Consider the following 12,318-nt stretch of genomic DNA (forward strand, 5'->3'; position numbering starts at 1 on the left):
TAACGAAAAAAGAAGTGTGATAGGAACATTGCAAACTTTGTGGCAGGGACAAAATTACTGGCCTTTTTTGCTCATATTTTTATTTGGGATAATTATTCCGCTGATAAAATCGGGGGTAATATTTTATTTGCTGCTGGTAAAAAATGCCAGCCCAAAATGGTATGGTTTTATAAATGCAATAAGCAAATGGGCTATGGCCGATGTTTTTGCTATAAGTATTTTTGTTGCTTTTTTAAGTGCCAATGCTATGGAAAATACCAAAGCAGAATTGCAGGAAGGCTTTTATTATTTTTCGGGCTATGTTTTATTAAGCGCCATAATTGTTATGCTGTTGGGAAAAATGATTAAAAAGGCTGAAATATCTAACGCATAAATAACGATATTTGCAACTGAAAAAAAGCTTTGATGTAGAGGTTCTGGTGCAGTAATTCTTTACTGTTGAAGAATGTTCCGGATGTTTTGAGGATAAACTTTGCAAACGTAGCTAAACAGAATTATTGCCGTGTGGCTCAAAAAAAAATTACCCAGTTTATCATGAAGGATTTTCAGTACATCACCAACTCTCATCCCAGTTACATAGAAGGTTTGTATAAAGATTTTGTAAAAGACCCCAACAGTGTAGAAGCAGAAATGCGGAAGTTTTTTGAGGGATTTGATTTTGCAGTAAATAATGGACAACAAACAACGGACAACGGACAACCGTCAAAACATTCGGGTGGTCTGTCGTCTGTGGACGGTGGACATGAAATTGACTGGATGAACGAAATACGTGTGTACCGGATGATTTTGGGTTACAGAAATAAAGGGCATTTAATTGCAGATACCAACCCTATAAGAAAACGTAAAGACCGTGGAGCCAATATTGAACTGGATTTTTATGGTTTTACAGAAGCCGATCTGGACAAAACTTTTAATGCAGGCAATCTTATTGGTCTTGGCGCAACTGCACTAAAAAATATTATTGCTCATTTACAAAAATGTTATACCACTCATTTAGGTATAGAATTTAAATACATCAGCAATCAAAAAAAAATTGACTGGCTTACTAATGCGGTTGAAAGAACAATGCTGCAGCCGGTTGGGCTTCCTCAAAAAAAACGCATTCTGCAAAAATTGAATGAAGGCGTGATGTTCGAAAAATTTTTACATACCAAATACATTGGCCAAAAACGTTTTAGTTTAGAAGGCGGCGAAACTACCATCGCTGCATTAGATGCCATAATAAATACTTCTGCAGATAATAATGTGCAGGAAGTGGTTATTGGTATGGCGCACCGGGGAAGATTGAATGTGCTGGCTAATATTATGGGTAAAACCTATGAGCAAATTTTTAGTGAGTTTGAAGGAACAAGTACACCAGATACTACCATGGGTAGTGGCGATGTAAAATATCATTTAGGTTTTAGCAGTGAGGTACAAACGGTTAATAATAAAAATATTCATTTAAAACTTTGCCCCAATCCTTCGCATTTAGAAGCGGTTGACCCGGTGGTAATTGGTTTTGCAAGAAGTAAAGCAGACATTTTATATAACAGTGATTACGATAAAATTTTGCCCATTCTTATACATGGCGATGCATCAGTTGCAGGCCAGGGTATTGTGTATGAGCTTTTGCAAATGAGTGGCTTGCCGGGTTACTACACCGGAGGCACTATTCATTTTGTTATTAATAATCAAATTGGTTTTACTACCGATTTTGAAGATGCCCGTACTGCAGATTATTGCACATCTGTTGCTGCAATGGTGCAGGCACCGGTATTGCATGTAAATGGCGATGACGCCGAGGCCGTGGTAAAAGCTGCAGAAATTGCAACACTCTACCGCCAGGAATTTAACAGCGACATTTTTATTGATATGGTTTGCTACCGCAAACATGGCCATAACGAGGGCGATGAGCCTAAGTTTACGCAGCCGCAATTGTATGCTTTAATTGATAAGCATTTAAACCCAAGAGAAGTTTACACACAATATTTAATGGAGAATGGAGAGGCTGATGCAAAAGATCTTGCGAAGGAAATGGAGCAGAAGTTTTTAGCCGATTTGCAGGAACGTTTGGATGAAGTAAAACAAAATCCTTTGCCTTACAATTACCAGCAACCCGAAATTGTTTGGAAAAGTTTACGCAAAGCAAAAGTTGAAGATTTTGATGCATCACCCATAACGGCTATAACTGCAAACGATTTTAAAATTTTATTTGATGGTATGATGAAATGGCCGGAAGGGTTTAAACCATTGAAAAAAATTGAAAAACTCATACAGGATAAATTAAAATTATTTAACGATGAGAAAAAAATTGACTGGGCCACAGGTGAATTAATGGCTTACGGAAGTTTATTGTTAGATGGTAAAGACGTACGAATGAGCGGACAGGATGTAAAGCGGGGGACTTTCAGCCACCGCCATGCAGTTATTTATGATGAAACCAATAACAAAGGATACAACCGCTTAAATCATTTTAAAGAAACACAACCGCCTTTTAGAATTTATAATTCTTTATTGAGTGAGTATGCCGTGCTTGGTTTTGAATATGGCTATGCCATGGCCAACCCCAATGCATTAGTTTTATGGGAGGCACAGTTTGGAGATTTTTGTAACGGTGCACAAACTATGATTGACCAATTTATTGCTGCAGCAGAAACCAAATGGCAGCGCATGAATGGTGTAGTAATGTTGTTGCCGCATGGTTACGAAGGGCAGGGGCCGGAGCACAGCAGCGCAAGGATGGAACGCTTTTTACAAATGTGTGCCGAGCTGAATATGATAGTAACCAATGTAACTACTGCGGCTAACTTTTTTCATTTGTTAAGAAGACAACTGGCGTGGCCGTTTAGAAAACCTTTGATAAATTTTTCGCCAAAAGCAAATTTGCGTTTACCGGCTTCGTACAGTTTAATGAGTGAGTTTACAAGCGGCGGATTTGAGGAAGTGATAGATGATGCAACCGCAAAAGATTCCGGTAACATAAAAAAAGTTTTACTCTGCAGTGGTAAAATGTATTTTGATCTGGCAGAAAAACAACAGAAGGAAAACAGAACCGATGTTGCCATAATAAGATTAGAGCAAATACATCCCTTACCGCAAAAAAAACTGGATGAATTGTATAAAAAATACAGCAAAGCTATTTGGTATTGGGTGCAGGAAGAGCCGCAGAATATGGGGGCCGCAACTTTTTTAAGAATGAATTTAAAAAATATAAATTTTTATATCATTAGCCGCCAGGCCAGTGCATCTACTGCCAGTGGTTACAGTAAAGTACATGCGAAAGAGCAGGCACAAATTGTTGATACCGCCTTTAGCATTTAAAGATTTTACCGTCCATTATAATTTTTACTAACATTTTTGCGTTGCATACAATTCGCATTATAAAATTGCGTTTATACCATTCCTATACTTAAATCTGATATACTTATAATTCCTTTGCTCACAAACTCCTTATGAATAAGATGAAAAAAATTACACTAATTGCATTTTTAACTATTAGCTGTATCAGTGCAACTGCACAATATAAAAAAGCAAGTTTTTTTACACGTAATGGAAAATTTTACGGTCTTAAAGCAGGGCTGCATTTATTTGGAAATGGCGTTTCTGCAACACCGTCTGTTGCATTTATTTATGGAAAAGATAAAGGCAAAAACAAAATTTGGCACTGGTGGGATCTGGAATATACCGCTAAAAGTAAATACTCCTACACCACAAAAGATAATAATGTTGGCGGTACAACGGCCGGTGTTAACGGAAAAATTGGCGGCATGCTTACCTGGCGTTATAATTGGTGCTTTTATTTTGGCGACAATAAAAATGAAGATATAAAAGGTTTACCCTTTGCAAAAGTTGCAGTAGAGGTTGTGCTTGCAGGCCGTGGAAGTGCAATTGAAACAGTAACACCATCTAATGCAAGCCCCGAAAAAAGAACCTACCTGGAAGGTGCAAACGGAGGAATTGATATAGGCGGAGGGTATGCCTACAAGCTTAGCGAAAAAACAACATTGTTTGGAGTAGCAGGTTATCGTTGGATTTTGAATGATGCTTCATATCCTGCATTTTTTACAAATCCTTCTCACCCCTTTGTGAACATAGGTTTCAGGTTTGCAAAAAAGAAAGAAGACGATTAAAAATTAAAATAATAAAAATGAAAATAGTTACCATAATTACAGCCTTTACCATTTTATCAACCTCAGGTTTTGCCCAATACAAAAAAGCCAGTTTCTTAAATAAAGAAGGCAGGACACATGAGCTGGGCAGCAATATTTCTTTTATTGGAAATGGCGGAGGTTCACCAGTGCTTTCTATTGTGTATTCAGGATCTTTAGAAACAGAAAAAAAACTAAGCCTGTACGGCGATATAGAATTAATGCTTAAAGGAAAATTTTCTTAAAATGCCGAGTATTATAATAATTTGGCAGTAACAGCTACGGGGAAACTAACCGGCGAAACACCGCTTTACCTTTTAATAAAATATGGTGCCCAGTACCGGTTTATTAAAACAGATAATGAAGAAGCAACCAAACTGGTACCGTATGTAAAACTTGGTTTACTTTATGGAATTGGTTTTTGGCTCCGATTATAAATTAAAAGATAAAGACGGTAACAGTGTGTCGGAAGGAAATTCAACTCCTCCTACACCCGAACAGGAAGCGCCTTTTGGTTTAGAAGCAGGTGCAGGCGTAACTTATTATTTTACAAAAAATTTCGGTGTAAAAATTGGTGCCAATTACAGGCAGTTGTTTCATATACGTGGTATAAATGAGAGAGCAAACGCAGAAGATACTTATTACCCTTTAAAAAGTCACCCCGGTATAAGCATATCTTTAAAATACAGAATTTTTAAAGAAGAATAAATTTATAAACTGATATATTTTATTGCAAAGAGGACAACTTTTTTAAGGTTGTCCTCTTTTTTCTAATCATGAAATTGTATTGCTTATGGGTTAATTGTTTTTATACCAATCAGCTATTGAATCTTTACGATTAAAAAAATGCCAGGTTTATTCTGTCGAAACCGGTGCGGAGGCCAACCCACCTTCGACATCCGCCTGTGGCGGAGACAGTATTATTTCAATACCTAATTGATATTACTCCATTACCATTTTACCTGAATTAACCGCTGGATAAACCGGGTAATCATCTTTACCCAATTTTTTAATTTTTATTATTTGCATTACTAAGTATATGATGGTACCCCATACACCAATTACAATAGAGTAAGCCATTACCAATAGCCAGATGGGTGTTCTAAAACGTGTACTCCACAACGTACGCTGATCAAAAAAGCCGGGTGCTGTTATTACATTTACACCCCAGGGAACAGTTTTTTCAACTATCAGGTTACCAAACAGATCATTGTCTTCTACACTGGCTGCTAAAATTATATTCCCTTTAATGTCTCCGGGTAAACTGTCTTTATTAAGTTGCACAATTGCTTTACCACTGCTGTCGGTAGTATAAGTTGCCGCTTCGCCTGCAGAAAGTATACCGCCATGGCGCTGAATACCGATTTTCATTTCTACATCCTTAACAGGCACCCATGCATCGTTTTCAAATTTTGTGACCAGTACCGTTATGCTTTTTATATTTTCTTCTGATGACGTATCAATTTTAATCCTGGCTTTTGCAATTTCAATTTCAGCGGCAGCATCTTCCTCTTTACCATTTGCCATAGCAATAAATTTATGAGCTGAATTTACATCCCACATTACTTTTAAAGAAGGGGGAATAAAACTTTTAGCCCTTCCTTTTTCATCTGTAGTAACCGTGCCAATTAAATTTGCGGCGCTGTTGCTGTCAAGATAAAGTTTAAATACTTTATTTTTTTGCGGTTCAATTTTTTTACCTGTCTTTAAAAAATTAGCCAGCATCAAATATTGTACACTGCTATTTTCATTAAAATATTTAAGTGTAACCAATTCTTTTGGTGTTTCTTTTTTAGCGGCAGTGTCTTCCTGTGCTATTGCTTTGTTAGTTAATAACGTGCCTGCAACAAGCAATAACAGGAGCATAAAATTATTGGTGTTCTTCTTTTTCATGTTGTTCAGTTATTGTTTCTTGAATGGGAATGATAGGATAAATTCTTGCAAAAAAAGTAATGATGAGTAAAGCACCAGCCAGCGAACCCATTGCAATGGCCCACTCTTCCCAACTGGGAAAGTAATGATGAAAACCTGCCGGTACATCCTGCATAGGTAAAAACGGGTGCAGTAAAGTTGGTGTTACTATCAGGTATCTTTTAAACCAAGCGCCAATCACAATCATAATGCCTGCAATAAACATGGGCAATGGTTTCCTTCCTTTTTTAAACAATAACATTAGTATAGGAATGATCATGCCGACAATAATGGCAAACCAAAACATCATTGCAAATTCACCAGTAAATAATCCGGTTAAATGTGATGCTTCTGGTTTCTTCATTTTAAAAGCCGGAATCATGTACTCATTAATATTAAAGTACAAATAGAGTAAAGCAAGCATCACTACAATTCGCCCCATCTTTTCAAAATGCATTTCGGTAATATACTTTTCCAGTTTGTAATACCTGCGAAAAACATACATGGCTACCACTACGCCACCGGCACCCACTAAAAATGCACCGGATATAAAGTAGGCACCAAAGTTGGTACTGTCCCAACCGGCACGGTAAGTGGTGGCAAACAACCAGCTGGTTACAGTATGAATACTAAAGGCTACAGGGATAATAGTTACACAAAGAATAGTAATGGCCCTTTCGCTTATTTTAAATTGTGCTGCTGTACCTTTCCAGAAAGATCCCTGGAAACGGTATAGTTTATTTAATGCTTTGTTTGATTTTTCTTTAAACTTAATTAATATTTTAAGATCGGGCAGCAGCGGAAAATACAACAGCAATAAACTGATAACAAAATAAGTGCTGATCACAATCACATCCCACATAATGGGGGATTGGATGCGGCCATGTAAAAAAAGGTTCAGCATCCTTTCGGGGCGTCCCATATCAACAATAATAATTAAAGAAGCAAATACAATGGCTGAAACTGCAATAATTTCGGCTATACGTGTAAGTGGCGTAGCCCATTTTACATTAGCCAGCCGGAAAATTGCAGTGATAAGTGAGCCTACTAAACTAATGGCAACAAAAAATACAAAGTTAGAAATGTAAATACCCCAGCTAACATAATCACCCATGTGTGTAACACCCAGCCCATTTTTTAGCTGCCGGAAATAAGCATAAGCCCCAATTAAACAAATTATTATTAAGAGTCCTGTCCAGATAAGGCCACGTTTGCCAAATTTTTGGGGTAATAAATCCCTGGTAATTTGTTCGCTGGATATTGAAAGTGAATTTTCCACGGTAAAAATTTTAATGAGTTTGTTTATTTGCAGGGTCTTGATTTTCCAAGCCAGATTCGAAAGGAAAATTGCGGTTTACAGGTGGTAAATAATAAACCCTTGGTTTTGTACCCAAATCTTCCATCAACCTGTAGCCAGCTTTTTCTTTTATTAATTCGCTAAACTGAAATGTTTCGGCACCATTGGTTACTGAATCTTCATTCATATCACCAAACATAAAAACGCCATTGGGGCAGGCAGAAACGCAATGGGGCAGTTCTCCTTTTCTCGCCATGTCAGGACAAAAATCGCATTTACTAACGGTGCCAATTTTTTGAGGCATGCTCGTTTCGCAACTGTAAGGCTGTGCTGCAACTGAAGGTTCAATTACCGGTTCATCCCAATTAAAAACCCTGGTAGTGTAAGGGCAGGCAGCCATACAAAAACGACATCCTATACAACGGTCGCTATCAATTAAAACAATTCCATCCTGTCTTTTAAAAGTAGCATCCACAGGGCAAACTTTTACGCAAGGCGGTTCATCGCAATGCATGCAGGTAGTGGGTTGCCAGTAAGGTGCGGTTTGTTCTGCATCCTGCATTGATAAAACTTTTATCCAGTTTTGACCAGGGTTTAAACCGTGTGCATGATTGCAGGCAGTTTTACAGGCACCTACATTTTTACAACGGCTAAGGTCAATAACCATTACAAATTTTTTTCCTTCAACACCTTTTCTCTCCTCGCTATTGGTTAACCGTGGTAAATCAGGAACAGGTTTTAAAAATGCTTTATCTATTTCAATAATTTCCCCATCTACCGATAATAATTTTACTTTTTCTCCACTTGCTTTTATATCACCAGATGCATAACCATCAAAAGGGTTTTTGGTGGAGCAACCTGCAGCAACTGCAGCCAGTAACCCAGTGGTAAGAAATTTTCTCCGTGATGAATTTTGATCTTCCATATTTTTTAAATAAAAAGTATTGTAATTATTTTTTGGTTACCCAGTTTTTCAACTGCTCATCATTAATTTTATTTACCCTGCCGTGTATCAGTTTTTCTATATCTACTTCTACCAGCGTTCCATCCTGGCTCAGCATTTTTACGGTCGGATTTTTTGGAGTTTCCTTTTTTGGAATAAATTTAAATACGGTTATTGCAGAAAGAAGGGTGGCACCCCAAAGCAGAAATTTTTTTCGGGAAGATGTTTTTGTGTTTTGATCCATAACCATTGTTTGATGACACAAAGTAAGCAGTGAGATTTGTGCGGCAACTAATGTGCATCACCAAAAAATATGATTGTAATCATACTGTTAAAAGCATACATAAAAAAACCGGCACATCAATGTTATGCCGGCTTAAGGTTTTCTAAAGGAATAATTATTTTTTCATTGTTCTCATAAAATTTACGATGCTCCATCTTTCATCTGCCTCAGGCATTTTCTTTTTAAAGTTGGGCATATCATCCCGGCCTTCTGATAATTTATAAAACAAAGCTCCATCAGATTGTGCCTGCACATCGGCTTTTGAAAAATCGCCAGGTTCGGTTTTTAACTGTGCCGCTTTGCTGCCATCACCCATACCTTTGGCACCATGGCACGATTTGCAATGCGTATTCCACAAAGCTTTACCATCCGCAATTGAAGTAGCGTCGGATGCAATGGGGTTTTTCATTTTCTTAAAATTATCGGGCACTGGCCAGGGCTTTTGATCCATATTATTTTTTACGGTAAAACTAATGCCGGTAATTCCTGTGGCTATTGTAAGTAAAATAAGAATTTTTTTCATGATGTTATTTCGTTTAAAGTTTTTTAATTGATAAATGATTATTTATTTACGCACTAATTTTATATACAGTAAGGTAAACTGGATGAAGTATTGTAAAACTGATTATTATTCATTAACAGTATGATTGTAATCAGCTTGTTCAATAATTTTTTTGATTACTCATTAATGTAAAAAGAAATATCGGTTTCAATATTCGTCATATCAACCGGCAATGGAGGTTTTTGGGTACTAAATACAAATAAGCCGAATGGGTCGTTTTTTTTATCCAGATCAATGCAATCCTTGCTGCCATCTTTTTTTGTAAAGAGCAGATAGCGGTAATTTTTACTTTCGATGATGGAAAACTGTGGCCATGTTTTATGTATAACTATTCTTGCATTACGCATTTGATAAAAATATTCATGCATTGACCCTTCATAAAAAATAGAATCGCTTTGCGCTTTTATTTTTAATAATTGCAGTGAATCAGGATGATAAAATATTGCCGCCGGCGTCTGTATAATTAATGTATCCTGGTAAGTGCTTGCTGCTTTTTTTATACCATTTACCACGGAAGTTTGAGGTGTTGATACAGCAATTGCTTTATTTGAATTATTGTTGTTGCAGGAGGAAGCTAAAATTATTGCTGATGCAATTGCAAGGGAAGAAAAGTGGTATAAAATTTTTAGCATCATTGGTTAAATAAATTAATAAACGCTTTTTATTATAGAGAACCCTGAATTAAATTTAATTCAGGGTTCATCATTTGATATTCATCCACTTTTACAAAACAATTTATTTTTTTAATAATTCCACAGCCTGGTTATATTAAAACCTATGCGAAAATTATCGAGGAAGTGAAAATTAAAATCACTTTTTGAATTGGTTTTATTATGATTGAAAGGATCACTGGTATTGAACAGGTTATTCTGCTGGGGTGATAAAGAAAAATAATTGCCCAAAAACAATTGAAACGAGTGATTGCTCGTATTGAATTCAGCACCAAAGGACAGGTTGGGATTCGGGTTGTTGGTAGCATGCTTTGTGATGGGCTGATCATAATTTACCATCAACGATGTTACAGCAGTTAATTTATACCTTGCTGAAAATGCAATGGCAAAATGTTCATGCTTCATGTTCTTAAATATTTCCTGCCCCGTGCTGTCGTTCTTGGTGTAATAACCATTAACCGCATTTTGATGAGAAATGCTTGGTGCAATTTGCACAGATAATTTTTTTGTAATTTTTCTGGCAATAATTACCTGGTTAAAAAAAGAAACCCTTTGCTCCCGGTATTTAAATAAACTGCCATCCGGATCTCTTCTGCTGTCGTATGCTGCATTTGCATAGTAGCTGATGCTTACCGGATATTTGCCGGGTGTTTGTGTTATGATGGCGTACTTGGCATTTACATCCCACAACATGTGTTCTTTTGCAAGGCCAAAGCCAACATACAATTTATTGATGGGAGCGTAGTTTACACCCAATCGTATATTCGATGGCGCAAAAAATCCTGCCAGGTCTTCGTAACCTTTTTCTACTTTTCCAAAGCGGTGCATAATGTCCATTTCAAAAGTTCCTTTAACAGGCACCATCACAGTTTGATTGTCGATAATCCATACACTTTCAAATGTATTTTTTACTGGTTTTATTTTTGCGGGTGCAGCAGGTTCTTCTGCTACAACTGTACTGTCCTGTGCAGTAACATTTAACTGAACTAAAATGGTACAGGTAAACAGGCATACAGTAATTGCAAACCATTGTTTTGATAATATTAATTTAAGTTTCATTGTAGTATTTTTTTAGATCACTTAATTATTCGGTGTACCGTTTCTTATCCAGTCGTAAATTTTTTGCCTGTCAATGGCTGATGGAATGTATTCCTTCATTTCTCCATTCATTTTTTTATAAAGGATACTTTCTTTTGGTATTGCTGTATTTACAAACCCTCCGTTTACAATTTGCTGATAAGCTACGTCAGTCAAAAGAAAAGGTTTATGTGCTCCCGAAACGTGGCAGCCCGATAATGCACATTTAGTATTTACCATTGGTGCTATATCAGTTTTAAAACTTACCGCTTGCGGCGGCCCATCAGGGTCAACAGCGGCATCAGGCAGAATGATATCCTTATAGCAACTGGTTAAACCAATTATCATGGTAAGCATCAGGGCTGCATATATTGTTAGTTGTTTCATTGTAATTTTTTTTTAATTAATTACTTGTTGTTGAAGTTCATGTTACACTCAATATCAATTTTATCAGAGATACTTGTGCTTGCTATACCAAAATCTCTGCAGTTAAATTGAAATTTTAATTGCAAACCAAATACATCGTAAGTGGCATTTACTGTTGCTTTAGGAATGTACTTTAATTTTCCTACAATAGTTTTTGTAAGCGGCGCTGTTAACTTGCCCTGCCAGGTTAGATTTAATGTTACAATGTATTCATTACTCAGCGGATCAAATTTTACATCTGTTGTTTTAATTTTTGCCAAATTGGTTAATGTAAGATTTTGAGAGACTTCAACAATTGCAACCGTACCTAAAGATCCAATATTACAACCTGCATCACGGCCCGGCTCACCCGTATTTGAAGTGTTGATTTGAACATAGCCTGTTAAGAAAGATTTAGCAGGTTCGTTTTCGTAAAAAGCCCATGAACTGTCTTTTAATGGCTGGCCGGTTGCAACATAGTTCAGCATTTTTGCATCGGTTACCTCATGAATGCCGAATTGATTAAAACGACCGGTAAGCAGACCGGCAGCTGCAACATAATTGGTTGTCCATAGCACACTGGAATGGGCTTTATCTAATTTCCATTCAGCAGCATTTCCCGATGTCATATTGCCCGGTAACTGGACATTGGTGCCACGGGTGATTACTACGCCGGTTTTAGCTGGTGGCGGAGGAATGGTATTATCTCTTGTACAACTAACGAAATAGCCAATGCTGCTTAAAAAAACAACAAGAATCAGTTGTATTTTGTTACTTAAGTGTTTCATAAAAAGTATTATTTAGTAATTGATTTAATTAATGATGTAAAAATATTTCTGAAACAATAGAGTTATCCTGACTTTACTCAAGCCTTTACATGACAGTTATCATGTAATAAAAAAAATAACAAATTTTATGGGAGAAAAAATGGCGCAGGTACTTTGAAAACGCAGCCTGCAAAGTATTTTAAAAAAATTGCTAGAGGAGTTTCTTTTTAAAAAATCGGAAAATAAAATATGATAAAATTACAAAAACAAAT

General features: G+C 36.7%; 14 protein-coding genes. 5 read left to right on the forward strand and 9 right to left on the reverse strand.

Features of this window, described 5'->3' with window-relative positions:
• The 5 genes from ACY65O_RS02805 to ACY65O_RS02825 all read left to right on the forward strand — a co-directional run.
• On the forward strand, positions 1–373 hold a 373-nt coding region (locus tag ACY65O_RS02805), incomplete at its 5' end, for a paraquat-inducible protein A (RefSeq protein WP_462219333.1).
• A gap of 161 nt (positions 374–534) precedes the next feature.
• Complete coding sequence (locus tag ACY65O_RS02810; protein WP_462219334.1) at positions 535–3,303, forward strand: 2-oxoglutarate dehydrogenase E1 component; 2,769 nt, start codon at positions 535–537, stop codon at positions 3,301–3,303.
• A gap of 131 nt (positions 3,304–3,434) precedes the next feature.
• Entirely contained in the window at positions 3,435–4,112 is a 678-nt protein-coding gene (locus tag ACY65O_RS02815; RefSeq protein ID WP_462219335.1) for a hypothetical protein, read from the forward strand.
• Positions 4,113–4,129: 17 nt separating this feature from the next.
• Positions 4,130–4,375 carry a hypothetical protein gene (locus ACY65O_RS02820; RefSeq protein ID WP_462219336.1) on the forward strand — a complete coding sequence of 82 codons (246 nt, stop codon included), beginning with the start codon at positions 4,130–4,132 and terminating at the stop codon, positions 4,373–4,375.
• A 163-nt stretch (positions 4,376–4,538) separates the two neighbouring features.
• Positions 4,539–4,838: a hypothetical protein gene (locus ACY65O_RS02825; protein WP_462219337.1), complete on the forward strand. Its 300-nt coding sequence runs from the start codon at positions 4,539–4,541 to the stop codon at positions 4,836–4,838.
• Between the two features lie 234 nt (positions 4,839–5,072).
• Here ACY65O_RS02825 and ACY65O_RS02830 read toward each other — a convergent pair whose 3' ends face one another.
• From ACY65O_RS02830 to ACY65O_RS02870, 9 genes are all read right to left on the reverse strand, one after another.
• Positions 5,073–6,023 carry a hypothetical protein gene (locus ACY65O_RS02830; RefSeq protein ID WP_462219338.1) on the reverse strand — a complete coding sequence of 317 codons (951 nt, stop codon included), beginning with the start codon at positions 6,021–6,023 and terminating at the stop codon, positions 5,073–5,075.
• Positions 6,001–7,320: an NrfD/PsrC family molybdoenzyme membrane anchor subunit gene (nrfD, locus tag ACY65O_RS02835; protein WP_462219339.1), complete on the reverse strand. Its 1,320-nt coding sequence runs from the start codon at positions 7,318–7,320 to the stop codon at positions 6,001–6,003. Before nrfD ends, ACY65O_RS02830 begins: the two co-directional genes overlap by 23 nt.
• 10 nt (positions 7,321–7,330) lie before the next feature.
• The gene (locus ACY65O_RS02840) at positions 7,331–8,263 is read right to left on the reverse strand and encodes a 4Fe-4S dicluster domain-containing protein (RefSeq protein ID WP_462219340.1); all 933 of its coding nucleotides are present in this window, start codon (positions 8,261–8,263) and stop codon (positions 7,331–7,333) included.
• Positions 8,264–8,288: 25 nt separating this feature from the next.
• On the reverse strand, positions 8,289–8,525 hold the full coding sequence (locus ACY65O_RS02845; protein ID WP_462219341.1) for a hypothetical protein: 237 nt from the start codon (positions 8,523–8,525) through the stop codon (positions 8,289–8,291).
• A 154-nt stretch (positions 8,526–8,679) separates the two neighbouring features.
• Positions 8,680–9,087, reverse strand: a complete 408-nt coding sequence (locus ACY65O_RS02850; RefSeq protein WP_462219342.1) for a c-type cytochrome — start codon at positions 9,085–9,087, stop codon at positions 8,680–8,682.
• Positions 9,088–9,242: 155 nt separating this feature from the next.
• Complete coding sequence (locus ACY65O_RS02855; protein ID WP_462219343.1) at positions 9,243–9,761, reverse strand: hypothetical protein; 519 nt, start codon at positions 9,759–9,761, stop codon at positions 9,243–9,245.
• A gap of 108 nt (positions 9,762–9,869) precedes the next feature.
• The gene (locus tag ACY65O_RS02860; RefSeq protein WP_462219344.1) at positions 9,870–10,856 is read right to left on the reverse strand and encodes a DUF5777 family beta-barrel protein; all 987 of its coding nucleotides are present in this window, start codon (positions 10,854–10,856) and stop codon (positions 9,870–9,872) included.
• A 21-nt stretch (positions 10,857–10,877) separates the two neighbouring features.
• Positions 10,878–11,261, reverse strand: coding sequence for a hypothetical protein (locus ACY65O_RS02865; RefSeq protein WP_462219345.1), 384 nt, complete (start codon positions 11,259–11,261; stop codon positions 10,878–10,880).
• 20 nt (positions 11,262–11,281) lie between these two features.
• Positions 11,282–12,067 carry a YceI family protein gene (locus ACY65O_RS02870; protein ID WP_462219346.1) on the reverse strand — a complete coding sequence of 262 codons (786 nt, stop codon included), beginning with the start codon at positions 12,065–12,067 and terminating at the stop codon, positions 11,282–11,284.
• Between the last annotated feature and the right edge of the window lie 251 nt (positions 12,068–12,318).

Origin of the sequence: Ferruginibacter sp. (genome assembly GCF_031430955.1) — a bacterium.
Taxonomy (GTDB): domain Bacteria; phylum Bacteroidota; class Bacteroidia; order Chitinophagales; family Chitinophagaceae; genus Ferruginibacter.